25 protein-coding genes are annotated in these 23,194 nt (G+C 59.0%); 9 read left to right on the top strand and 16 right to left on the bottom strand.

All coding sequences use genetic code 11. The features are described 5' to 3' along the window. Positions 1-36 precede the first annotated feature (36 nt). Positions 37-585 (bottom strand): lipocalin family protein, encoded by a 549-nt coding sequence (locus SWE17_RS02065; protein WP_322991470.1) that lies wholly within the window; start codon positions 583-585, stop codon positions 37-39. Beyond that, on the bottom strand, positions 585-1,379 hold the full coding sequence (locus SWE17_RS02060; protein ID WP_322991469.1) for an SDR family oxidoreductase: 795 nt from the start codon (positions 1,377-1,379) through the stop codon (positions 585-587). Before SWE17_RS02060 ends, SWE17_RS02065 begins: the two co-directional genes overlap by 1 nt. A gap of 70 nt (positions 1,380-1,449) precedes the next feature. Here SWE17_RS02060 and SWE17_RS02055 point away from each other — a divergent pair, with 70 nt between their 5' ends. Both SWE17_RS02055 and SWE17_RS02050 read left to right on the top strand, forming a co-directional pair. Next, positions 1,450-2,322 carry an isocitrate lyase/PEP mutase family protein gene (locus SWE17_RS02055; RefSeq protein ID WP_322991468.1) on the top strand — a complete coding sequence of 291 codons (873 nt, stop codon included), beginning with the start codon at positions 1,450-1,452 and terminating at the stop codon, positions 2,320-2,322. A 28-nt stretch (positions 2,323-2,350) separates the two neighbouring features. Next, positions 2,351-3,370 (top strand): Bug family tripartite tricarboxylate transporter substrate binding protein, encoded by a 1,020-nt coding sequence (locus tag SWE17_RS02050; protein WP_416234952.1) that lies wholly within the window; start codon positions 2,351-2,353, stop codon positions 3,368-3,370. Position 3,371: 1 nt separating this feature from the next. Here SWE17_RS02050 and SWE17_RS02045 read toward each other — a convergent pair whose 3' ends face one another. After that, positions 3,372-4,145 carry a FadR/GntR family transcriptional regulator gene (locus SWE17_RS02045; protein WP_322991467.1) on the bottom strand — a complete coding sequence of 258 codons (774 nt, stop codon included), beginning with the start codon at positions 4,143-4,145 and terminating at the stop codon, positions 3,372-3,374. Positions 4,146-4,336: 191 nt separating this feature from the next. Here SWE17_RS02045 and SWE17_RS02040 point away from each other — a divergent pair, with 191 nt between their 5' ends. Together SWE17_RS02040 and SWE17_RS02035 are read left to right on the top strand one after the other, a co-directional pair. Next, positions 4,337-6,034: an FAD-dependent oxidoreductase gene (locus SWE17_RS02040; RefSeq protein ID WP_322991466.1), complete on the top strand. Its 1,698-nt coding sequence runs from the start codon at positions 4,337-4,339 to the stop codon at positions 6,032-6,034. An 18-nt stretch (positions 6,035-6,052) separates the two neighbouring features. Beyond that, a complete protein-coding gene (locus SWE17_RS02035; protein WP_322991465.1) occupies positions 6,053-6,283 on the top strand; it encodes a DUF2783 domain-containing protein in 231 nt (76 codons plus the stop codon). A gap of 33 nt (positions 6,284-6,316) precedes the next feature. Here SWE17_RS02035 and SWE17_RS02030 read toward each other — a convergent pair whose 3' ends face one another. The 4 genes from SWE17_RS02030 to SWE17_RS02015 all read right to left on the bottom strand — a co-directional run bounded on the left by SWE17_RS02030 (position 6,317) and on the right by SWE17_RS02015 (position 9,953). Then, entirely contained in the window at positions 6,317-7,516 is a 1,200-nt protein-coding gene (locus SWE17_RS02030; protein WP_322991464.1) for a Bcr/CflA family efflux MFS transporter, read from the bottom strand. Between the two features lies 1 nt (position 7,517). Beyond that, positions 7,518-8,102: a methionine biosynthesis protein MetW gene (gene metW / locus SWE17_RS02025; RefSeq protein WP_322991463.1), complete on the bottom strand. Its 585-nt coding sequence runs from the start codon at positions 8,100-8,102 to the stop codon at positions 7,518-7,520. Beyond that, positions 8,099-9,256, bottom strand: a complete 1,158-nt coding sequence (metX, locus tag SWE17_RS02020) for a homoserine O-succinyltransferase MetX (RefSeq protein WP_322991462.1) — start codon at positions 9,254-9,256, stop codon at positions 8,099-8,101. The genes metW and metX overlap by 4 nt, the downstream gene beginning before the upstream one ends. Before the next feature lie 133 nt (positions 9,257-9,389). Continuing rightward, complete coding sequence (locus tag SWE17_RS02015) at positions 9,390-9,953, bottom strand: TMEM165/GDT1 family protein (protein WP_322991461.1); 564 nt, start codon at positions 9,951-9,953, stop codon at positions 9,390-9,392. Between the two features lie 179 nt (positions 9,954-10,132). Here SWE17_RS02015 and SWE17_RS02010 point away from each other — a divergent pair, with 179 nt between their 5' ends. Together SWE17_RS02010 and SWE17_RS02005 are read left to right on the top strand one after the other, a co-directional pair. Then, entirely contained in the window at positions 10,133-11,335 is a 1,203-nt protein-coding gene (locus SWE17_RS02010) for an ammonium transporter (protein WP_322991460.1), read from the top strand. Positions 11,336-11,565: 230 nt separating this feature from the next. Continuing rightward, positions 11,566-12,174 (top strand): RNA-binding protein, encoded by a 609-nt coding sequence (locus SWE17_RS02005; protein WP_322991459.1) that lies wholly within the window; start codon positions 11,566-11,568, stop codon positions 12,172-12,174. Positions 12,175-12,266: 92 nt separating this feature from the next. On the opposite strand, the gene lptC is transcribed toward SWE17_RS02005, so the two are convergent. The 3 genes from lptC to SWE17_RS01990 are packed head-to-tail and all read right to left on the bottom strand — an operon-like array spanning position 12,267 to position 14,420. After that, entirely contained in the window at positions 12,267-12,866 is a 600-nt protein-coding gene (gene lptC, locus SWE17_RS02000; protein ID WP_322991458.1) for an LPS export ABC transporter periplasmic protein LptC, read from the bottom strand. Next, a complete protein-coding gene (locus SWE17_RS01995; protein ID WP_322991457.1) occupies positions 12,863-13,441 on the bottom strand; it encodes a KdsC family phosphatase in 579 nt (192 codons plus the stop codon). Before SWE17_RS01995 ends, lptC begins: the two co-directional genes overlap by 4 nt. Position 13,442: 1 nt before the next feature. After that, positions 13,443-14,420, bottom strand: coding sequence for a KpsF/GutQ family sugar-phosphate isomerase (locus tag SWE17_RS01990; protein WP_322991456.1), 978 nt, complete (start codon positions 14,418-14,420; stop codon positions 13,443-13,445). Positions 14,421-14,520: 100 nt separating this feature from the next. Between SWE17_RS01990 and SWE17_RS01985 the strand changes: the two genes are divergently transcribed. Further along, positions 14,521-16,506 carry a cation:proton antiporter gene (locus SWE17_RS01985; protein ID WP_322991455.1) on the top strand — a complete coding sequence of 662 codons (1,986 nt, stop codon included), beginning with the start codon at positions 14,521-14,523 and terminating at the stop codon, positions 16,504-16,506. 4 nt (positions 16,507-16,510) lie between these two features. After that, a complete protein-coding gene (locus tag SWE17_RS01980) occupies positions 16,511-17,065 on the top strand; it encodes an adenine phosphoribosyltransferase (protein WP_322991454.1) in 555 nt (184 codons plus the stop codon). A 5-nt stretch (positions 17,066-17,070) separates the two neighbouring features. Here the strand turns inward: SWE17_RS01980 and SWE17_RS01975 are convergent, their stop codons facing one another. After that, the gene (locus SWE17_RS01975; protein WP_322991453.1) at positions 17,071-17,787 is read right to left on the bottom strand and encodes a haloacid dehalogenase type II; all 717 of its coding nucleotides are present in this window, start codon (positions 17,785-17,787) and stop codon (positions 17,071-17,073) included. A gap of 102 nt (positions 17,788-17,889) precedes the next feature. Here SWE17_RS01975 and SWE17_RS01970 point away from each other — a divergent pair, with 102 nt between their 5' ends. Continuing rightward, complete coding sequence (locus SWE17_RS01970; protein WP_100118091.1) at positions 17,890-18,405, top strand: 2,4'-dihydroxyacetophenone dioxygenase family protein; 516 nt, start codon at positions 17,890-17,892, stop codon at positions 18,403-18,405. 80 nt (positions 18,406-18,485) lie between these two features. Here SWE17_RS01970 and SWE17_RS01965 read toward each other — a convergent pair whose 3' ends face one another. From SWE17_RS01965 to SWE17_RS01945, 5 genes are read right to left on the bottom strand one after another with little or no spacing between them, the layout of a single operon-like run. Beyond that, on the bottom strand, positions 18,486-19,445 hold the full coding sequence (locus SWE17_RS01965) for a branched-chain amino acid ABC transporter permease (protein ID WP_100118090.1): 960 nt from the start codon (positions 19,443-19,445) through the stop codon (positions 18,486-18,488). 4 nt (positions 19,446-19,449) lie between these two features. Continuing rightward, positions 19,450-20,337: a branched-chain amino acid ABC transporter permease gene (locus tag SWE17_RS01960; protein ID WP_322991694.1), complete on the bottom strand. Its 888-nt coding sequence runs from the start codon at positions 20,335-20,337 to the stop codon at positions 19,450-19,452. 30 nt (positions 20,338-20,367) lie between these two features. After that, positions 20,368-21,582 carry an ABC transporter substrate-binding protein gene (locus SWE17_RS01955; protein ID WP_322991452.1) on the bottom strand — a complete coding sequence of 405 codons (1,215 nt, stop codon included), beginning with the start codon at positions 21,580-21,582 and terminating at the stop codon, positions 20,368-20,370. A 24-nt stretch (positions 21,583-21,606) separates the two neighbouring features. Beyond that, positions 21,607-22,317 carry an ABC transporter ATP-binding protein gene (locus tag SWE17_RS01950; protein WP_322991451.1) on the bottom strand — a complete coding sequence of 237 codons (711 nt, stop codon included), beginning with the start codon at positions 22,315-22,317 and terminating at the stop codon, positions 21,607-21,609. Further along, entirely contained in the window at positions 22,310-23,086 is a 777-nt protein-coding gene (locus SWE17_RS01945) for an ABC transporter ATP-binding protein (protein WP_322991450.1), read from the bottom strand. Before SWE17_RS01945 ends, SWE17_RS01950 begins: the two co-directional genes overlap by 8 nt. Between the last annotated feature and the right edge of the window lie 108 nt (positions 23,087-23,194).

The following is a 23,194-nucleotide window of genomic DNA, read 5'->3' as shown; positions in this document are numbered from 1 at the left end:
ACTCTTGATGGAGCTCACCCCTGTGAGCGAAGGTTCTCAGGGCTTGCTGGCTTCTATGCGCTGGGTGTCAAAGCCAAGTCTGTCCAGCTTGCCCAGCAGCGCCTGGTAAGTGGCTGCAGGCATTTGCGGCGTGCGCGACAAAATCCACAAGTACTCGCGCTGGGGTTCACTCACCACCACCCATTGGTAGTCCGGGTCCAGGTCGATGATCCAGTAATCGCCCCAAACCAAGGGGATGAAAGACAGCCACTCGGGTGCAAAGCGCACCTTGAGCTGGGGGGAGCTCGCCCCGCCGATTTGCCGGGCCGCACCCAAGGCCTCGCTCCATTCGCCCTTGTCGGTTTTGCAGCGGTTGAGCACCTGCACTTGGCCATTGGCTTGCAGCGAGTAAGTGGCTTGTGTGCTGCTGGCGCATTTCTTCTGAAACCAGTTGGGGTATTTGGCAATCTCATGCCAGGTGCCCATGTAACGCGGTACATCGACCGAGGGCACGGTTTTCAGCGGTGCCAGCTCAGCCAGTGCAGGGTTCAGGGCTGTGCAGCAGATCAGGACCAGCCCCAGCCCGCCAGTGAAGAAGCGGCGCATCAAACCACAATCGGGGTCATCGCCCCGTCCATGCTCATGCAAATGCCAGTGACGTAACTGGCTTTGGACGATGCCAAAAACAGCACGGCATTCGCGATTTCTTCGGGCTCGGCCATGCGGCCCAATGGGATTTTGGACACGGCCTGGGCCATGGCTTCTGCGGTGTCGATGCCTTTGAGACGCGCATCGGCCGCCAAGCCTTCTTGCAAACGGTCGGTCAGGGTCAGGCCGGGGTTGATGGCATTGACGCGAATGCCTTGCTCGCCATAAGCCGCTGCCAAGCCAGCGCTCACGAGCATCAGCGCGGCATTGGCAGCACCCCCGGGCAGATGGATGGGGCTGGCCACTTTGCCGCCATTGCCCACCACGTTGACCACCGCACCCGCGCCACGAGCTGCCATGCGCTGGATGGTGGGGGTGATCATGTGGACATAGGTGAAGTACTTGGCCTGCATGGCGTCGGCAAAGGCTACGGGTGTGAGCTCTGGAGCGGGTGTTCGTTTGGCCGCGCCTGCCGAATTGACCAGTACATCGACGGGTCCAAAAGTGTTTTCTGCCGAATCCAGGACACTCAAGGCCGCAGCCGCATCGCGCAAATTGGCCGCCACGGTGTGGATGCGCTCGGCGGAAAAAGTGGCTTGCAGTTTTTGACGCGCCGCGCTCAGGTTGGCGGCCTCGCGTGAAACGAGGGTCACTTTGGCGCCTTCTTCCAAAAAGGCATGGGCGCAAGCCAAGCCAATGCCTTTGCTACCGCCAGTGATCAAAACATGTTTGTCGCGCAGGTGCAGGTCCATGGGGTTCTCTTCTGATGAAATGATGAAATTGGATTTCGCAATTTAAACACCCTTCAACCACACTTGCCTCATGAATACCAAAACCTCTGCTTTGCGTGCGCGATTGAACCAACCCGGTCTGGTGGTGGCTCCGGGCGTGTTTGACATGGTGTCATTGCGCCTGGCCGACAGCTTTGGCTTTGATGCCTTGTACATGACGGGCTACGGCACGGTCGCTTCGCACATGGGTTTGCCCGACGCTGGCCTGGCCACTTACAGCGACATGGTCGGGCGCGTCACGGCCATGGCGGGCATGGCCCGCACGCCTTTGATTGCCGATGCCGACACGGGTTACGGGGGCTTGCTCAACATGCGCCACACCATTCGGGGTTATGAGGCGGCTGGCGCTTGCGCCATCCAGCTCGAAGACCAGGAGTTCCCCAAAAAATGTGGCCATACGCCAGGTCGCCGCGTCATTCCCATGGCCGACATGGTGCGCAAGATCCAGGTGGCGGTGGACTCGCGCGAGTCCAAAGACTTTTTGATCATCGCCCGCACCGACGCACGCACCACGCTGGGCCTGGATGAAGCCTTGCGCCGGGCCGAGGCCTATGCCAAGGCCGGGGCTGACATTCTGTTTGTCGAGTCGCCTGAGACCGAGGAGGAAATGCGCCGCATTGGCCAAAGTTTTGACGTGCCATTGGTGGCCAATATGGTTGAAAAAGGCCGCACCCCCGTGTTGACCCGCCCCGAGCTGGAAGCGCTGGGCTACAAGATCGCCATCTTCCCGGTCACCGCCCTGCTGGCAGGTGTGCAGGCCATGACGCAGGTGTACAAACAGTTCAAGGACACGGGCTCGTCGGCCAAGGGCAGCACACCTTTGTATGACTTTGCCGACCTGACCCAGCTCATGGGTTTTGAAGACGTGTGGGCATTTGAAAAACGCTACGCCGAGACCGAGTGATTTCCCCTGAAACCCTTTGGAGACAAACATGCAAAAAAAGACCACAGCACCCCGCCGCCAATGGCTCAAAACCACGCTGAGCATCGCTTGGATGGCTGCCGCTTGCGGCGGTCTGGGGCTGAGCGCCAGCACGGCGTCTGCGCAAGCGACATACCCTGCCAAGCCCATTCGTCTGGTGGTACCTTTTGCCACGGGTGGCGTGACCGACACCAGTGGCCGACTCATCGCCGAGCAGCTGTCCAAGCGTTTGGGGCAGCAGGTGATTGTGGACAACAAGCCGGGGGCCTCGGGCAACATCGGCACGCAAATGGTGGCCGCGGCCGAGCCCGATGGCTACACCTTGCTCTTGGGCTTTGACGGCACCTTGGTGATCAACCCGCATGTGTTTCCCAAAGTGGGTTTTGACACCGTGAAGGACTTTGCACCGATTGGCAAAATTGGCGATGCCATATTGATTTTGGTCTCACACCCCGGCGTCCCTGCCAAGACCCTGCAACAGGTCATTGCCTTGTCCAAAACCCAGTCGGGTGGCCTGTCTTATGGCACATCCGGCACGGGCGGCACACCGCACATTGCGGGTGAGCTGCTCAAGCAACGCACGGGTGCCAACCTGACGCACATCCCCTACAAAGGCGGCGGTCAGGCCATGATCGATGTGATGGGCGGCAACATTCCCCTGGTCTACACCGCCGTGGCGGGCGCCATTCAGCACGTCAAGTCGGGCAAGCTGCATGCGGTCGCGGTGTCGAGTGCGCAGCGTGCACCGTCCATGCCCGATGTGCCGACATTTATGGAATCGGGTGTGGCCGATTTCGACATCAACTCTTGGGTGGGTTTGCTGGCCCCAGCCAAAACGCCCCGGGCGATTGTGGACAAGCTCAACACCGAGCTGAACGCCGTGCTCAACGACCCGGCTGTGCGCGAGCGCTTGAACACCTTGGGTATCGCAGCCAGCCCAGGCGGCCCGGAACGTTTTGGTCGTGACCTGTCGCGTGACCTTTCGCGCTATGCGGCGGTGGTCAAAGGGGCCAACATCAAGGCGGAGTGATTCAAGCCTTAAGACCTTTGACCAGGGGCTGCGCCAGTCGCTCGCCTTCTTGCAGCCAGAAGGCGGGGTCTGCGCTGCGGATTCGGGTGATGGCGTTGCCCATGTGCGTGGCTGCAGCTTGCCTGGCTGCAGCAGCGTCGCCGGCTTTGACGGCATGCAAGATGGCTTGGTGCTCGGATTGAACTTCTGTCGCAAAGTCCATGCGCCTGGCTTCGTTGGCTCGGGTCACTTGCGTCGCCCCATGCAAAAACTGGCCCAAATATTCCAGAGTCTGAATCAAAAACGGATTGCATGTGGCGTCGGCAATGGCCCGGTGAAACTTCACGTCTTCGGCCACCCCATCTCCGCCAGCTTGCACAGCCGCATCCAAAGCAAGGACCGCTTTTTCGATGGCATCGATATCGCTCCCGCTGCGTCGCTCGGCAGCCAAGGCGGCCACCTCGGCTTCTAAAGCTCTTCGCACTTCTACCATCTGAATCACCGCTTCTTGCGAGGCCGCGTGGCGGGCTTCAAAGTTCAGCGGCGCGAAGGGTAATTTCTGACTGACAAACACACCACTGCCCTGGCGTGAGTCGACCAAGCCCAATGACTTGAGCCTGGAGACGGCTTCACGCACCACGGTACGGCTGACTTCGAATTGCTCAACCAAGCGCGCTTCGGTGGGCAGTTTGTCGCCGGGCAGGAGCCGGCCCTGTTTGATTTCGGTGGCCAGCTGTTCAGCCACTTGGTCGGACAGGCGAGCGCCGCTGGTCACGGGTGTGAAGTTCTGGGTCATGAGGTTGTCATACAAAAGACAAGTCCAGAGAATAGCGCGGCTTCTTGACCGCTGCTGTCAACTGGGTTCACGGCAGGTGTTTTGGGCCAAAGCCCAGTAATCTGATAATTACGGATAGGTAAACTGATTTATCTATAGTAAATTACAACCTGTCGCGCCGAGAGGTGCTTTTTCGAGGCCGGAGACCACGCATGGGTGCCTACATCAACCCGATCTATCCCTACAAGTCGCCTGCCGACTTGATGTCCACACCGCCGCAGCGCAAGCCTTTGATCGTCATTGGCGCTGGGCCAGTGGGCTTGGCCGCTGCCATCGACGCCCGCTTGCAGGGTTTGGACGTGTTGGTGCTGGACGACGACAAGACCGTGTCAGTCGGCTCGCGGGCGGTCTGTTACGCCAAGCGCTCGCTCGAAATCCTGGACCGTTTGGGCATTGCCGAACAAGCCTGCAACATGGGCGTGAGCTGGAACATTGGCCGCACCTTCCTCGAAGAAGACGAGGTGTACCAGTTCAACCTGGTGCCTGATGCGGGCCACAAGCGCCCCGGCATGATCAACCTTCAGCAGTACCACGTCGAAGAAATGCTGATCGCCCGCGCCCTCGAATTGGGTGCCGACATCCGATGGCAGCACAAAGTGACTGCCGTGACCCGCGAGAGCGACCACGCGACCCTGACGGTGGAAACGCCCGAAGGCACTTTTGAGATCGAAGCCGACTGGCTGGTGGTGGCCGATGGCGCACGCAGCCCTGTTCGCCGCCACTTGGGGCTGGACATCGAAGGCCGCGTGTTCCAGGACCGCTTTTTGATCGCCGACGTGATCATGAAGGCCGACTACCCTGCCGAGCGCTGGTTCTGGTTTGACCCGCCTTTCCACCCCAACCAAAGCGTATTGCTGCACAAGCAAAGCAACAACGTCTGGCGAATTGACTTTCAGCTGGGCTGGGACGCCGACCCCGAAGAAGAAAAGAAGCCCGAAAAGGTCATTCCGCGCCTGCAGGCTATGCTGGGCGACGAGCGGCCCTTCGAGCTGGAGTGGGTCAGCATTTACACCTTCCAGTGCCGCCGCATGACCGATTTTCGCCACGGCCGCGTGCTGTTTGTGGGCGACGCGGCGCACCAGGTCTCACCATTTGGCGCACGCGGAGCCAACTCGGGTTTTCAGGATGCGGACGATCTGATGTGGAAGCTGGGCCTGGTCATCAAGGGCCAGGCCAGCGAGAAGTTGCTCGACACCTACGCGCACGACCGCCAGTTTGCGGCCGACGAAAACATCATGAACTCGACCCGCTCGACCGACTTCATCACACCCAAGAGCCGCACCAGCAAGACCTTCCGCAACCAGGTGCTGGCGCTGGCCAAGCATTACCCATTTGCACGCAAGTTGGTGAACTCGGGCCGCCTGTCCATGCCGTCCTTCTTGACCGAATCTGTGCTCAATACGCCCGATGCCGAGCCTTTCGAAGGCCAGATGGTGCCCGGCGCACCGATGGACGATGCGCCCGTGCAGGTGAACGGGCGAGACGCCTGGCTGCTTGACCAGGTGGGCAAAGGTTTTCAGCTCTTGTTATTCGTTGATGCAGTGCCATCGAACGAAGTGTTGGCACAACTCGCGAATCTTTCCTCTGAATGTGGGAGCGCATCCCTGCGCGCGAATGAGCCCGTGCAAGTCACGCCCCTCATAGTCACATCCAGTCCCCTGAACATCCCTGGCGTGACCACCATCGTCGACACCCAAGGCCTGGTGGCCAAACGCTACGACGCCAAACCCGGCACGACCTACCTGCTGCGCCCAGACCAGCATGTCGCGGCCCGCTGGCGTCAGATGGACAGCGCCAAGATACAAGCCGCATTGTTCCGCGCCTTGGGCGCCAACATAGGCCAAGCCTGAACCTCACAGAGGAACGACATGAACACCGCCCTGAAAACCGATCCCAACTTCCACGAAGGCGGTCGCCGCTTTTTCCGCGACTTCTCACCCGGCGACGAGTTTTATGAACACCTGATCGACGCTCACAATGGCTTGAGCGACGAACAAAGCGAAGCGCTCAACGCCCGCTTGATCTTGCTGCTGGCCAACCACATTGGGGATTTGAAGGTGCTGCGCGAGGCATTGGAGAACGCTCGCGCAAGCGCTTGAGGGCGTGAAGCATAGATTCTTGGCGCAGTACGCTCAACGCCTGCGCAGAAAAAACTGCGCCACAGCCCCCGTCAAGGCAAAGGCCAGCATCATCCAGCCCAGATTCACGGCGCCCTCGTGCGGCACCAAGCCCACCAGATAGCCGCCTGTGGCGCCAGTGAGTTGCTGCATCAGGCCCGCCACCGCAGCGGCCGATCCGGCCAGTGCGGGCACCACCCCCACAGTGCCTGCCAAGGCAGGTGGGTTCAACAAACCGTGGCCAAAACCCAGCAAGAGCAGCGGCAAAGCCACAGCCAGCGCCGTCTGCACACCCCCCAAGCCCAGCGCCAGCATCACCACCAAACCGCCCAGCGTCAGGGCCTGACCCCAGGCCATCACCCGCGATTCACCCGCTTGCGCGATGAGCCGTGAGGTCATGAAATTGCCCAGGATGTAAGACACGGGCACTGCCATGATGAACCAGCCAATGCCGTCCGGGCCAATGCCGTAGCCCTTGAGCACAGTGGGTGCCCCGGCCAGGAAGGCATAGAACGTGGCCGTGGTCGCGGCGAGGATGGCGACGTACAACAAAAAGCGCGGCTCTCGCATCAGCCGGGCATAAGCGCTGAGCATGGCCGGCAGCCAATGGCCCGCAGCAGGCGCGGGTTTGGCCACACGCGGCAAGCCCAGCCAAGCCGCCACTAAAAGCAGCGCCGCCAATACCGCCAACAACACGAAGTTGGTTTGCCAGCCCAGGCGCACATGGATCTGCCCGCCGATGAGTGTGGCCAGCGGTGGGCACATGCCCAGCGCCATGCCGATGTAGGCCATGACGCGGGTGCGTTGCGGCCCACTGAACAGGTCTTGCACCATGGAGCGACCGACCACCATGCTGGCCGCACTGCCAGCGCCTTGCAAGACGCGGGCAAGGGTCAGCGTCGCAATGTCGCCGGCCAAAGCAGCTATGACAGAAGCCAGCCCTGCCACCACCAGACCGAGCATCAAGATGGGTTTGCGCCCGTGCCGGTCGGACAGCGGGCCGTACACCAGTTGCAAGGCGCCGTAGGCCACCACATAGCCGCTGAAGGTCAGCTGCACATCGGCTTGGTGGGTGCTGAAAATGGCGCCCCACTCCTGCATGGAAGGCAGGCACAGGGTCATGGCCAAGAGGCCAAAGGAAATTTGCGCCAGCACGTTGGCGATCAGCCAAGGGCTGTGGGGGCCAGTGCCCTGGGTGCCGGGCGCCGCAGACATGTCAGCGGCGTTGCAGTTTGTAAACGGCCGTGCCGGCCATCAGGTTGGGCAAGGTGCGCACTTCCTGACCGTTTTGCAGGCCAAAAGCGTCCACCACCTGCAAATTGTTTTTGTGGGCCAGATCGCCAAAGTCGGCATAGGTGCCCACTCGGATGTTGGGCGTGTCGTACCACTGGTAGGGCAGGCGCTTGGTCACCGGCATGCGGCCTTGCAGCACGCTCAGGCGGTTGAACCAATGCGCAAAGTTGGGGAAAGCGACGATTCCCTCGCGGCCTACGCGCACGGTCTCGCGCAGCATGGTCTCGGCGTTGCGCAGGTGTTGCAGGGTGTCGATTTGCAGCACCACGTCAAACGATTGGTCGGCAAACAGGCTCAAGCCTTCGTCCAGGTTCAGCTGGATCACGTTCACACCGCGCTGCACACAGGCGTGCACATTGGTGTCGTCCAGTTCTACGCCGTAACCGGTGCAGCCCTTGTGTTGTTGCAAGTAGGCCAGCAACGCGCCATCGCCGCAGCCCAGGTCCAGCACGCGTGCGCCTTGCGGCACTAGGCGGGCAATGGCTTGCATGATCAGGGGGTCGCTCATGCGGCACCTCCTTCGTTCAAAGTCTTCGCCATGTTGTCAAAGTAAGAGCGCACCACGTTCATGTAGCGGGCATCGTCCAGCAAAAAGGCGTCGTGTCCGTGCGGTGCGTCGATTTCGGCGTAGCTCACGTCGCGGCGGTTGTCGAGCAGGGCCTTGACCATTTCGCGGCTGCGGGCGGGTGAGAAGCGCCAGTCGGTGCTGAAGCTGACCAGCAAAAATTTGCAGCTGGCGCGGGACAAGGCCTTGGACAGGTCCCCGCCAAACGCGCGGGCCGGGTCAAAGTAATCGAGTGCCCGGGTGATCAGCAAATAGGTGTTGGCGTCAAAGTACTCGCTGAACTTGTCGCCCTGATACCGCAAATAGCTTTCGATCTGGAACTCCACTTCTTGTGTGGAATATTTGTAGCCGCTGGCGTTGTGCGTGACGGCTTCGCGCAATTCGCGACCAAACTTTTCGTTCATCACGTCGTCGCTCAGGTACGTGATGTGGCCGATCATGCGGGCGATGCGCAGGCCGCGCTTGGGCACCACGCCTTGTGCGTAAAAGTGCCCGTCGTTGAAGTCCGGGTCCGTCACGATGGCGCGGCGGGCCACTTCGTTGAAGGCGATGTTTTCGGCGTTCAGGTTGGGCGCGCTGGCCACCACCACCGCGTGCTTCACGCGCTCGGGGTATTGCAGAGTCCAAGACAGCGCCTGCATGCCGCCCAGACTGCCGCCCATCACGGCGGCCAGTTGTTCGATGCCCAAAGCGTCGAGCAAGCGGGCTTGGGCGTTGACCCAGTCTTCCACCGTGACGACCGGAAAGTCTGCGCCATAGACGCGGCCGGTGTCGGGGTTGGTGTGCATGGGGCCGGTGGAGCCAAAGCACGAACCCAGGTTGTTCACGCCGATCACAAAAAAGCGGTCGGTGTCGAGCGACTTGCCCGGGCCAATCATGTTGTCCCACCAGCCCAGGTTTTTGGGCTGGTCGGCGTACACGCCCGCCACATGGTGCGAGGCGTTGAGCGCGTGGCAGATCAGTACGGCGTTGGATTTGTCGGCGTTGAGTGTGCCGTAGGTTTCGTAGCTCAGCGAATAGCCGCGGATGGATGCGCCGCTTTGCAAAGGCAAAGGGGCTTCAAAGGTCATCGACTGTGGCGTGGCGATCAAACTCATGGCGAAAATGAAAAAACCCGGTGACGCTCAAGAAGCGATACCGGGTTGGGCTCTACCTCTTTAGCTGCATTTTGGAATGCGGAGCATTCCTGCGCCCGCAAGCTGGAGCAAATCGGCGCCATGAAAGTATAAATCAGCCCCAGCCGAGCAAGGCCACTGTGCCCAATATGGCAAAAATACCCGCCGATACCAGGTGAACGATGCGCAGTGGGACGCGCTTGGTGATGGCGTCGCCGAGCCAGACCACGGGTGCGTTCGCCAGCATCATGCCCAGCGTGGTGCCCGCGACCACCATGAACCATGCGTTGTATTGGGCCGCCAGCATGACGGTGGCGATTTGGGTTTTATCGCCCATTTCGGCCAGAAAAAAGGCCACCACGGTGGTCAAAAACACGCCCATGCGCGGAGCACTCTCACCTTCTTCATCATCAAGCTTGTCGGGGATCAACATCCACACCGCCATGGCGATGAAGGACGCGCCCAGCACCCAGCGCAGCACATCAGGCCCCATGACCGTCGTGATCCAGCTGCCAAGCGCGCCCGCCAAACCGTGGTTCGCCAAAGTGGCCACCAAAATGCCCAGCACGATGGGCCAAGGCTTGCGAAAACGCGCAGCCAGTACCAGCGACAACAGCTGGGTTTTGTCGCCCATTTCGGCCAAGGCCACGATGCCAGTAGAGACGAGGAAGGCTTCCATAAGGTGCGTGTGCCAAGGAGTTCAAAGACAACCCATCTTACGTGAGTGATCTAGGGCTCGCATGCCCCAAGAGGGTGTCGCGCATCAATTTGGGCCTGTTTCTTGCTTTGGTTTGGTGCGTCAAAGGCTGGAATGGCCTTTATGCACCAATTTAAATCAAAATTCCTAAAGAGATGGTCATGGAAGCACTGAAACAGGGCGCGGATGCGCTATTCATATTGTTGGGCGGGATCATGGTCTTGGCCATGCACGCTGGTTTTGCGTTCTTAGAGTTGGGCACAGTCCGCAAAAAGAACCAAGTCAATGCCTTGGTCAAGATCTTGGTCGACTTTTCGGTTTCCACGGTCGTCTATTTTGTGGTCGGTTACAGCGTGGCCTATGGCACCACATTTTTTGTGGGCGCCGAGCAACTCGCTGCCAAAAACGGTTACGACTTGGTCAAGTTCTTTTTCTTGCTGACCTTTGCGGCCGCTATTCCGGCCATCATTTCGGGCGGCATTGCCGAGCGTGCCAAGTTTTGGCCCCAGCTCATTGCCACCGCTGTGATCGTTGGCTTTGTGTACCCCTTCTTCGAGGGCATCGCTTGGAACCAGCACTTTGGGGTGCAGGCCTGGATCAAGGCGGTCACGGGTGACGAGTTCCATGATTTCGCAGGCTCGGTGGTCGTGCACGCCATGGGCGGCTGGATTGCATTGCCTGCTGTCGTGCTCTTGGGGGCGCGTTACAACCGTTACCGCAAAGACGGTCAGGTTTCAGCGCACCCACCGTCCAGCATCCCTTTCTTGGCGCTGGGTTCGTGGATTTTGATCGTGGGCTGGTTCGGCTTCAACGTGATGAGTGCGCAAACACTGGACAAAATTTCGGGCTTGGTGGCCGTCAACTCCTTGATGGCCATGGTGGGCGGCACGTTGGTCGCTTTGTTGATGGGCAAAAATGACCCCGGTTTTGTGCACAACGGTCCTTTGGCCGGTTTGGTGGCCGTGTGCGCCGGATCGGATTTGATGCACCCATTTGGTGCATTGGTGGTGGGCGCTGTGGCCGGCGGTTTGTTCGTGGTCATGTTCACCCTGACGCAAAACAAGTGGAAGATCGATGACGTCTTGGGTGTTTGGCCATTGCACGGTGTGTGTGGTGCTTGGGGTGGCATTGCCGCAGGCATTTTTGGCACGACCAGTTTGGGCGGTTTGGGCGGCGTTAATTTGTCAGCCCAGCTCATTGGAACGTCCTTGGGTGTCGTTTGGGCCTTGTTGGGTGGTTTGGTGATTTATGGCATTCTCAAAATGACCCTGGGTTTGAAACTCAGCCAAGAAGAGGAATACGACGGCGCAGATTTGAGCATTCACAAAATCAGTGCCACGCCTGACCGCGAAGTGAGTTGGTAAAACAACACATCACCCTGCCAAGGCCTGCTTTAAGAGGATGTAAGGGGGTTTCCCTCTTGCATTTTGTGTGGTTTTGTCACTCATAATTCGGTGACTTCCTTGTGGTGATTGAGGAAGTCATGTTTGCGGTGACCCCATCAGTTTCGCTTTTCATGAGATGTTTTCAGGTATATCGAGTGCGTTGTCGGAGCTCCATCGCTTTTATCTCTGTGTTTTGAGGAGTCCCTTTCATGGGCAATAAACTTTACGTCGGCAACCTGCCTTATTCGGTTCGTGACAGCGATCTGGAACAAGCCTTCAGTGAATTCGGTGCTGTTACCAGCGCCAAAGTCATGATGGAACGTGACACCGGTCGGTCCAAGGGCTTCGGCTTTGTGGAAATGGGCAGCGATGCTGAAGCGCAAGCTGCCATCAATGGTATGAATGGCCAGCCCTTGGGTGGTCGCAATGCTGTTGTGAACGAGGCGCGTCCCATGGAAGCACGTCCTCCCCGCACGGGTGGCGGTGGTTTTGGTGGCGGTGGCGGTGGCTACGGTGGCGGTCGTCGTGAAGGCGGTGGCGGCGGGTATGGCGGCGGCGGTGGTGGCTACGGCGGCGGTCGCGAAGGCGGCGGCGGTTATGGTGCGCCGCGCGAAGGTGGTGGTGGTTATGGCGGTGGCCGCGATGGCGGTGGCGGCTATGGCGGCGGCCGTGAAGGCGGCGGTGGCTACGGCGGACGCCGTGAAGGTGGCGGCGAAGGTGGTGGTGGCGGTTTCCGCAGCCCCTACGGTGCAGGTCCCCGTGGCGGCGGACGCCGCGATGGTGGCGGTGGTGGCTACGGTGGTGACAACAACTACTGAAGCATGACCGAGTCGCGCTAAAGAGCGGCCTTGGCCAAAAAGCAAAGCCCTGATTTCAGGGCTTTGTCGTTTCTGGTGGGGACGAATCCCTCTCAGGGTGGGCTAGTTTTGGGCATCAGGCTGCCCCTCACGCGCCCTTGCAATGCGTATTCGCCGCTGTTGCTGTTGAAACTCATGCCGTTGGCCGTGAAGACGTCTCGACCACGGATGATGCGCACGGGATCGTCGGACAGCACCTTGTCTTCATCCGGCAAGGCGACCAAGCGTTCCCCATGCAGTTCGATTTGGGGGCGTGTATCGCGAGGGTGTTGGATGGCTTGCGCGCGACCGAGCAAGGTGATCTGCTTGCCATCGTCACTGGCAATGCCTTTCTGGGCTTGTGCATTCATGCGGTCATCTTTCTCATTCTGAGCAAAGATGCGTATTTTTTCAATGTGCAGTGCTTCTGTTGCGGGGAAATGTTGGGCACTTGCTCCGGAAATTTCCCGCGTCATTTGGCCCTGTTGGTTGAACGACTTGACAGAAAAGTCGCTCAGGCGGTAATCGGGATCCTGTCGGACCGGCTTGTTGGCAAGGGGGCTGTTCAGGGTGGGCACGCTGCGCACCAACCACCAGCTCCCAGAGGCCAGCAAAGCCAGCACGATCAAGGGCAAGTAAACGCTCAATGCATCCAACAGACGGCGCAGTTTCATGCAGACGGTCCGGTGTGGGCGCTGACGCCAACCTGTGCCAACAGTTTTGCGTAGTGGCCGCTAGCCACCAAAAGCAAGTCACATAAAGCACGAGCTGCACCTTCGCCACCACGTTCGGCAGTGATGTGGTGGGCCACGGCCTTGGCCTGTGCGTGACCGTTGGCTGGGGCGCAAGCAAAGGCGACCCGCTGCATGACGGGCAAATCGGGCCAGTCATCGCCCATGGCTGCGGCTTGAGACCAGTTGAGCCCCAACGTTTGTAAAAACGCCTCGGCGGCGGGGCGCTTGTCTTCGGTGCCAAACCGGGCATGGGTGATGCCCAAGGCTTTCAGGCGCAAGCGCAATGCGGGTGTGTCGCGCCCGGTGATCACCACGGGGGTGATGCCCACTTGCTGCAGCAATTTCAGGCCTTGCCCGTCGAGTGAGTGGAAACGCTTGAGCGTCTCGCCCGATTCGGAAAAGTACAAGCCGCCGTCCGTGAGTACGCCATCGACATCGAAGAACACCACGCGGATGCCTTGAGCTTGCAAGAGCAACTCGGGTGGGTAGTTCAAGGCGGGTATCAGTGTTTGCATGTCAGATGACCTTGGCTCGCATGAGGTCGTTGGAGTTGAGGGCGCCGCACAGCCGCCCTGCATCGTCCACCACCAAAATGCTGGTGATGCGGCGCCGCTCCATCATCTCTGCGGCCTCGACGGCCAATGCACCCACTTGGATCGTGTGGGGGTTGGCGTGCATCACATCGCACGCTTTCAGCTCGCGCAGGTCCGCGCCTTTTTCAATCAGGCGGCGCAAGTCGCCGTCCGTGAAGACGCCCAACACACGCCCATCGGCATCGGTGACAGAGGTGGCCCCCAGGCCTTTGTTGCTCATTTCGCGCATGAGCGCGGTGAACGCAGCGTCGGGGCCAACCTGGGGCACAGCATCGCCTTGGCGCATCACGTCGGCCACATGCGTGAGCAATCTGCGGCCTAAAGCCCCACCGGGGTGGGAGCGGGCAAAGTCCTCGGGTTTGAAGCCCCGGGCATCCAGGAGTGCCACTGCCAAAGCATCACCCATGGCCAGTTGCACCGTGGTGCTGGCGGTCGGCGCCAAGTTCAGGGGACAGGCCTCTTTGTCGACCGAGCAGTCGAGCACGATGTCTGCGTGGCGAGCCAGTGAGGAGGTCAGTCCACCGGTCATGGCCAGCAAAGGTACGCCCAAGCGCTTGAGGACCGGCAAGATCGCCACCAGTTCGTCGCTCTCACCACTGTTGGAGATGGCCAGCACCACATCGATGTCCTGGATCATGCCCAGATCGCCATGGCTGGCTTCTCCGGGGTGGACAAACATGGCTGGGGTCCCGGTCGAGGCCAGTGTGGCGGCAATCTTGTTGCCAATGTGGCCACTCTTGCCCATACCGGTCACCACCACGCGGCCTCGTACGCCCAGCACCAACTTGACGGCATCGACAAAGCGATCGTCCAGCCGGCTTTTCGCTTGCAGCAAAGCTGCCGCTTCGATGTCCAAGGTCTCGCGAGCGAGCTGAAGGGTGTGGGCGGAATGGGCTGGCATGGGGCCATTTTATCGGGCGCTCCTTGGGTGTTGCTGATAAGTCCTTACAAGCTGCCGTGTAGAGCGCCTGTCGGTCACACACGCTTGTTAACATCAACACATGGGCGCTTTGGAATTGACCTTGTTGTATTTGCTGGCCGCCGTGCTGGGCGTGGTCGGCTGCCGCATGCTCAAGTTGCCGCCCATGTTGGGTTATTTGGCCGTGGGCGTGGTGATTGGCCCTAACGCGCTGGCCCTTGCGCAAAACTCTGAGGGCGTGAAGCATTTGGCCGAGTTCGGTGTGGTCTTCCTGATGTTCGTGATCGGGCTGGAGTTCAACCTGCCCAAATTGCGCTCCATGCGCAAACATGTGTTTGGTCTGGGTTTGCTGCAGGTGTTGCTGACCTTGCTCATCGTGACCGTGTTTTCGCTGTTTGTGGCCACGCTGGCCCCAACGCTTTGGAAAATGGAATGGCAAACCGCCTTGGCCCTGTCGAGTGCCATGGCCATGAGCAGCACGGCGATCGTGATCAAGCTGGTCGCCGACCGGCTGGAGTTGGAGTCCGAGCACGGCAAGCGTGTGGTCGGTGTGTTGTTGTTCCAAGATTTGGCGGTGGTGCCGCTCATTGTGATGATCCCGGCCTTGAGTGCCCCGGCTGAAGAGATGTTTTCGGCCTTGCTCCTGGCAGCAGCCAAAGCCACGGTGCTGATCACCGTGTTGATGACTGGCGGCCAAAGGGTCATGCGTTGGTGGCTGACTTTGGTGGCGCGGCGCAAAAGCGAAGAGCTGTTTGTACTGAACTTGTTGTTGGTTACGCTGGGCTTGGCTTGGATCACAGAATTGGCCGGCCTGAGTTTGGCACTGGGCGCCTTTGTGGCGGGCATGCTGATTTCAGAGACCGAATACAAGCACCAGGTGGAGTTGGACATTCGGCCTTTCCATGATGTGTTGTTGGGTCTGTTTTTCATCACCATTGGCATGATGCTGGACTGGCACATTGTGGTGGACCGCTGGCCACTGGTGCTGTTGCTCACCACCTTGCCTGTGCTCTTCAAGTTGGTGTTGGTGGCGGCCTTGGCCAAAATGACGGGGGCCAGCAATGGGGTGGCACTGCGCACGGGTTTGTACTTGGCGCAAGCGGGGGAGTTCGGCTTTGTGTTGCTCACCCTGGGGGCGCAAAGCCACATCATCCCCCCCGCTTTGCTCAACCCGGTGTTGGCCAGCATGGTGCTGTCCATGATGGCCACCCCCTTCATCATCATGCACAGCGACCGCATCGTGCTCAAGGTGGTGGCCAGCGAGTGGTTGCAACAGTCCTTGCAGATGACCACCATCGCCCGCAAGTCGATCAACACCAGCAAGCACGTCATCATTTGCGGCTATGGGCGCTGTGGCCAGAACCTGGCACGCATGCTCGAGAAGGAAAACATCCCCTATATGGCGCTGGACCTGGACCCTGACCGGGTGCGCCAAGCAGCTGCGGCAGGGGACTCGGTTGTGTACGGCGACGCCGGACGCCTGCAGTCACTGATGGCTGCAGGCTTGGCTCGTGCCAGTGCAGTGGTGATCACCTACCTGGATGTGCCCGCGGCCATGAAGGTGCTGGATCACACCCACAGCCATGCACCGCAAGTGCCGGTGATCGTGCGCACACAAGACGACTTAGATTTGGAAAAACTGCAGCTGGCGGGGGCGACTGAAGTGGTGCCCGAAGCGCTCGAAGGCTCGCTCATGCTGGCCAGCCATGCGCTGGCGTTGGTGGGCGTGCCCATGCGCCGCGTCATCCGCATCGTGCAAGACCAGCGTGATGCCCGCTACAACCTGTTGCGCGGTTACTTCCACGGCGCGGATGACGACACACTGGACGAAATTGACCACGAGCGCCTGACCACGGTGGGCTTGCCATTGGCTTCGCCTTGGTTGGGCAAGCAGATCAAAGACCTGACTTTTCATGCCATGGGGGTGCGTGTGGTGAACCTGCGCCGCGCCAATGGCCAGTCAGAAAAAGTCAACGATGACACCGAGTTGTTCTCTGGCGACACGCTGGTGCTGTCGGGTAAATCTGAAACCTTGGCAATCGCCGAAGAAAAACTCTTGCGAGGTTGAAGCAATGGACGAACTGAACGTCAACGACTATTTAAAAAGCCACATCCGCACCGTGCCCGACTGGCCTGCGCCGGGTGTGCAGTTCCGAGACATCACGCCGCTGTTGCAAGACCCTCGGGTCTTTCGAGTGCTGATCGATGCCTTTGTCCATCGCTACATGCACCCTGCTTTGCGCCCCGATGTGGTGGCGGGTCTTGACGCGCGGGGCTTCATTTTGGGTTCGGTCGTGGCCTACGAGCTGGGGTTGGGTTTTGTGCCCATCCGCAAAAAGGGCAAACTGCCCTTCACCACGGTGGAAGAAACCTACGAGCTGGAATATGGCAGCGCCACGGTTGAGCTGCACACCGATGCTGTCAAACCCGGCCAGCGCGTGCTGCTGATTGACGACCTGATCGCCACGGGCGGCACCATGATGGCGGGCAAGAAGCTGCTCGAAAAACTCGGCGCCACCGTGATCGAGGGTGCGGCCATTGTCGACTTGCCCGAACTGGGTGGCTCGCAACGCTTGCGAGATGCGGGCTTGCAGCTGTTTACCTTGGTGGCCTACGACGGTCACTGACTGTTTCAGCAACCCAGTTGATCGGCCAGAGCGTTCAAATCCAGCGCATGCAGGTCATTGCCCTCTTGGGGAGAGACATCTTTGGGGTGAGCTGCACCAAACTCCAAAGCGCGCTCGATGTAGGCGGTGCGCAAGCCGCACGCACGGGCGCCCGCCAGGTCCTCGTGGTGTGCGGCTACGAGCATGACCTGCTCAGGGGCCAGGTCGAACACCCTGGCCACGCCGAGGTAGGTGGCAGGATCAGGCTTGTAGGCGCGAAACACTTCTGCGCTCAGTACACAGTCCCAAGGCAAGCCGGCCTGCTTGGCCATGTTCGTGAGCAATCCGATGTTGCCATTCGACAAGCTGGTGATGGTGAATCGCCGCTTTAAACGCGTGAGCCCCGCCACACTGTCTGGCCACGCATGCAGCCGGTGCCAGACGCGGTTGAGGTGCTGACGTTCGGCCTCACTCAAATGCGACAGGCCAAATTCGGGCAGCAAGCTGTCCAGAATCATGCGGTTCAATTCATCGATCAAGGTCCAGCCGAGTTCGCCACTCATCACCCGCTGCATGGCAGGTTTGTAGCCCGCCCGCCAGGCCAATGCAAAAGCATTGCCATCTACTTTGGGGTGCAGGGCCTGCATTTCACGCACGATGCTGCCATGCCAGTCCACGACGGTGCCAAAAATGTCAAACGCCAGAACTTGGACGCTGCCCGGGGAGAAGTGAGGTGTGTGCATGACTTCATTGTTCCACGCACCGCCAGAGTGGCTGTCACCCAAAGTGCAGACACACGGAAACCTTGGCGCTAAGGTGTGGGAATATTGAATGGAGAGACACCGATGAGCGACGCTGACGACCGCCAGCCTTATGCCAAACCACAACCTTGGGGCATGGCCCCGGACATGGTGGTGCACGATGTGCAGACCGAAGACGAACGCCTGTGGGCGCCTGTCGCACCAGGCATCTGGTCACGTCCCTTGCACCTGAATGTGACGGGCGGTTTTTATGTGCACTTGCTGAAAGTAAAGCGTTCGGGTTTGCTGCAGCGCCACCGGCATTCCGGCATGGTGCATGCGCATGTGCTGCGTGGCAAATGGTTGTATCTGGAACACGACTGGGTGGCCGAAGAAGGCAGTTATGTGTTCGAACCCCCGGGCGAAACCCACACACTGGTGGTACCCGACGATTGCCAGGACATGGTCACGATGTTCACCGTGCATGGCGCGTTGATGTACGTGGACACCCAAGGCAATGCCACGGGCTACGACGACGTGTTCACCCGGATTGAGAAGTACCGCGCCCACTTTGAGGCCGTGGGCTTGGGGGCCGATTATGTCAAAACCTTCATGCGTTGAAGCAAGATGCCAGACCATAAAAAAACCGCCTCCAGGGGCGGTTTTTTTATGGGAGCCTCGCACCCAAGTGAGGTCCAAGATCAAAGCGGTTTCTTGATCCAGTTGGCAATTTCGCCAATGATGCCGCGGCGGAAAGCCAGCACGCAGATCACGAAGATCACACCTTGGATGATGGTGACCCATGCGCCAAACTGGGCCAAGTAGTTCTGCATGCTCACGATCACGGCCGCCCCTAAGACGGGCCCAAACAAAGTGCCCAAACCACCCAGCAGCGTCATCAGAACCACCTCGCCCGACATGGACCAATGCACATCGGTCAGCGAGGCCAACTGGAACACCAGCGACTTGGTGGCGCCAGCCGTACCCGCCAAGGCGCCGGAGATCACAAACGCGATCAGTTTGAACATGTCGGTGTCATAGCCCAGTGAAATCGCCCGGTCTTGGTTTTCACGAATGGCCTTGAGAATCTGGCCAAAGGGCGAATAAATGATGCGCCAAATCAGCGCAAAGCCGGACAGAAAGATGGCCAGCACAAACACATACATGGCCGAGTTTTCGGACAGATCGAACACACCAAACAACTTGCCACGCGGCACCGACTGAATGCCATCCTCACCACCGGTAAAAGGCGTTTGCAGGTAGAAAAAGAACACCATCTGCGAAAACGCCAGGGTGATCATGGCGAAGTAAATGCCTTGCCGGCGAATGGCCAGCATGCCCGTGACCAAGGCCAGCAACCCTGAGCAGGCCGTGGCAAACAACACCGCCAATTCGGGGTTCCAACCCCAGACTTTGGCGGCATGTGCAGCCGCATAACCGGCGGTACCCAAAAACATGGCGTGGCCAAAAGACAGCAGGCCACCAAAACCGATCAACAAATTGAAGGCGCATGCAAACAAGGCAAAGCACATGACCTTCATCAGAAAGATCGGATAAACCCAAATCGGGGCGATGACCAGCACCAACACCATGATGGTGAATGCCACCCACTGGTGGGTGAATGACTGGGTCTTGTAGGAGGGCGTCGAGACTGTGGTCATGGTCTTATTTCTGGGTGCCGAACAATCCGGCAGGCTTGATCAAGAGAACAATGGTCATGATGATGAAAATCACCGTGCTGGAAGCTTCGGGGTAGAACACCTTGGTCAGGCCTTCAATCAAGCCCAGACCAAAACCCGTCAGGATGGCGCCCATGATGGAGCCCATGCCGCCAATCACCACCACTGCAAACACCACGATGATGATGTCGGCCCCCATGGTGGGGTTGACCTGGTAAATGGGCGCAGCCATGACACCTGCAAAAGCGGCCAGACCGACACCGAAGCCATAAGTCAGGGTGATCATGCGCGGCACGTTGATGCCGAAAGCCTGCACCAAGCTGGGGTTTTCAGTGGCGGCACGCAGATAGGCGCCCAGTTTGGTCCGCTCGATCACGTACCAGGTGGTCAGGCACACCACGAGCGAAGCCACAATGACCCAAGCACGGTACTTGGGCAGGAACATGAAGCCGGTGTTGAAAGCACCCTTGAAGACCTCGGGCACGGGATAAGGCATGCCCGAAGAGCCGAATTCGTGGCGGAACAGACCCTGAATGATCAAGGCCAGACCGAAGGTGAGCAGGAGGCCATAAAGATGGTCCAGCTTGTACAGCTGTTTGAGCATGGTGCGCTCAATCAGCATGCCGGTGGCACCTACAACCAGTGGGGTCACAACGAGCGCGACCCAGTAATTGATGCCGAGTTTGGTCAAACCCAGATAGGCCACGAAGGCGCCCAGCATGTACTGGGCCCCATGGGTGAAGTTGATGATGTTCAGCAAGCCGAAAATCACGGCCAGGCCCAGCGAAAGCAATGCGTAAAAAGAGCCGTTGATCAGCCCGATCAGCAATTGCCCAAACAGGGCTTGCGAAGGTATGCCAAAGATTTCCATGATGATTCGACTTGCTTGAACAAAGTAGAGTGATTACTTCTTGACCAGAGGGCACTCGCTCTCAGCCAGAGGGCGGAAAGCTTCGTTGGCAGGGATGGTGGCCACCAGCTTGTAGTAGTCGTATGGGCCTTTGGATTCAGCAGGTTTCTTGACCTGGAACAGGTAGGCGGGGTGGATCTTGCGACCGTCTGGACGCACGCTGCCTTTACCGAACAAGGGGTCGTCAGTGGGCAGCTCTTTCATCTTGGCTGCAACTTTGGTGCCGTCATCGGTTTTGGCTGCGTCCACGGCCTTCAGGTAGTGGATAACGCTGGAGTAAACGCCCGCTTGCACCATGGATGGGTACTTGCCGCCCTGAGCTGCTGCAAAACGCTTGCTGAATGCGCGGGTGTTGTCGTTGAGGTCCCAATAGAAGGTCTCGGTCAACATGAGGCCTTGCGCAATGTTCAGACCCAAAGAGTGCACATCGGGCAAGAAGACCAACAAGCCAGCCAGGTTTTGGCCGCCTTTGGTGATGCCGAACTCGGCCGCTTGCTTGATCGAGTTGGTGGTGTCGCCACCCGCGTTGGCCAAGCCAATGATTTTGGCTTTGGAGGCTTGTGCTTGCAGCAAGAAAGAGGAGAAGTCTTGTGTGGGGAATGGTGTGCGCACTTTGCCCACCACTTTGCCGCCGTTTTTCAGCACCACGGCTTCGGTGTCGCGCTCCAGGGCGTGACCGAAAGCGTAGTCAGCAGTCAAGAAGAACCAAGAGTCACCACCGCTTTTGACGATGGCTTTGCCAGTGCCGTTGGCCAGCATCCAGGTGTCATAAGCCCAGTGGATGGTGTTGGCGTTGCAAGCCTTGCCCGACAGGTCAGCTGTGGCAGAGCCAGAGTTCACATGCAGTTTGCCTTTGTCGCTGGCGATTTTGGCCACGGCCAAACCCACGGAAGAAGTGGGCACGTCGGCGATCATGTCGACTTTGTCGGTGTCAAACCACTGGCGCGCGACGTTGGAGCCCACGTCGGGTTTGTTCTGGTGGTCAGCACCGACAATTTCCACTTTGAGCGTGCTCTTGGTGGCTTTGATGTAGTCCTCAACGGCCATCTTGGCAGCCGTCACCGAGCCTGGGCCCGTGATGTCGGAGTAAAGACCCGACATGTCGTTGAGCACGCCGATCTTGACGATACCGTCAGAGATTTGAGCTTGCGCACCGCCAGCAAAGGCGCAGGCGGCCAAAGCGGCCAGGGAAAGAAGTTTGCGTTTCATCGTTTTGTCTCCAGTTAGAAAAAATCAGACACCCAAATACTCGTTCAACATACCCATCTTGGAGGAGAGCTCTTGTGAGGTAAAGCTCTCGACCATCTGACCATGTTCCATCACATAAAACCGATCGGCCAAGGGGGCAGCGAACCGGAAGTTTTGCTCCACCATGATGATGGTGAAGCCCTTGGCTTTGAGGGCCGTGATCATGCGGGCCAGGGCCTGCACAATGACGGGCGCCAAGCCTTCGGAAATTTCGTCAAGCAGCAAAAACCGTGCACCTGTGCGCAAGATTCGGCCCACTGCGAGCATTTGCTGTTCGCCACCCGAGAGGCGGGTGCCGGGGCTGTTGCGGCGCTCCAGCAAGTTGGGGAACATGTCGTAGATTTCTTCCACCGACATGCCATTGGGGGCAATCACGGGCGGCAGCAACAGGTTTTCTTCGCAGGTCAAAGCCGAAAAGATGCCCCGCTCTTCAGGGCAATAACCGATGCCCAGTTTGGCGATCTGGTGGGGTGCCCAATTCACGGTTTCATGGCCGTTGATGGTGATGGAGCCTGTGCGCTTGCCCACCAAGCCCAAGATGGATTTGACGGTGGTGGTGCGACCGGCGCCGTTGCGACCCAGCAGTGTCACCACCTCACCTTCGTTCACCGTCAGGTCCACCCCGTGCAGGATGTGTGACTCGCCGTACCAGGCTTGCAGGTTGCTGATGCGCAGCATTTCTTTGGGCTCAGCCATGGGCACCCTCCAGCTGGTTGTCCGTTGTACCCATGTAGGCTTCGAGCACTTGCGGGTTCTGCGAGACCACGGCGTAAGGGCCTTCTGCAATCACTTGTCCACGTTGCAACACGCTGATGGTGTCGGCAATTTTGGAGACCACGTTCATGTTGTGCTCCACCATCAAAATGGTGCGGTTGGCCCCCACTTTTTTGATCAGTTGTGTCACGCGGTCCACGTCTTCATGGCCCATGCCCTGCGTGGGCTCGTCGAGCAACATCAACTCGGGCTCCATGGCCAAGGTGGTGGCGATCTCCAAAGCGCGTTTGCGGCCATAAGGCAACTCGACCGCTGTCAGGTCGGCCATGCTGCCCAGGTCCACTTGGTCCAGCAAAGCCATGGCTTTGTCATTGAGCTCGTTCAGGCTCCGTTCAGAGCGCCAGAAATGCATCGATGTGCCAGTGGCCCGTTGCAAACCAATTCGCACGTTTTCCATGACCGTGAGGTTGGGGAACGTCGCTGAAATTTGGAAAGAGCGCACAATGCCGCGCCGTGCCACCTGCGAGGGCTTTTCGGGGGTGATGTCATGGCCGTTGAACAGGATTTGGCCCTTGGTCGGGATCAAAAACTTGGTCAACAAGTTGAACACCGTGGTTTTGCCTGCGCCATTGGGGCCAATCAAGGCGTGAATTTGACCGCGCTTGACACGCAGATCAACACCGTTGACCGCCACAAAACCCTTGAACTCTTTGATGAGCCCTCGGGTTTCGAGAATGATTTCGTCAGCCATTGAGTTTTTTACCTGGACAACAAAGAACAAAGAACAGGCGGATTCTGTGGCGAGGAAAAAATACCGAGTACATGGTTATCCCGATGTTCTGTCTCGTGCGCGACGAAT

Source organism: Limnohabitans sp. (genome assembly GCF_034680285.1).
Lineage (GTDB): Bacteria > Pseudomonadota > Gammaproteobacteria > Burkholderiales > Burkholderiaceae_C > Limnohabitans_A.
The sequence above is the reverse complement of the archived record's forward strand: the minus strand, read 5'-3'. Positions and strand labels throughout refer to the sequence as shown.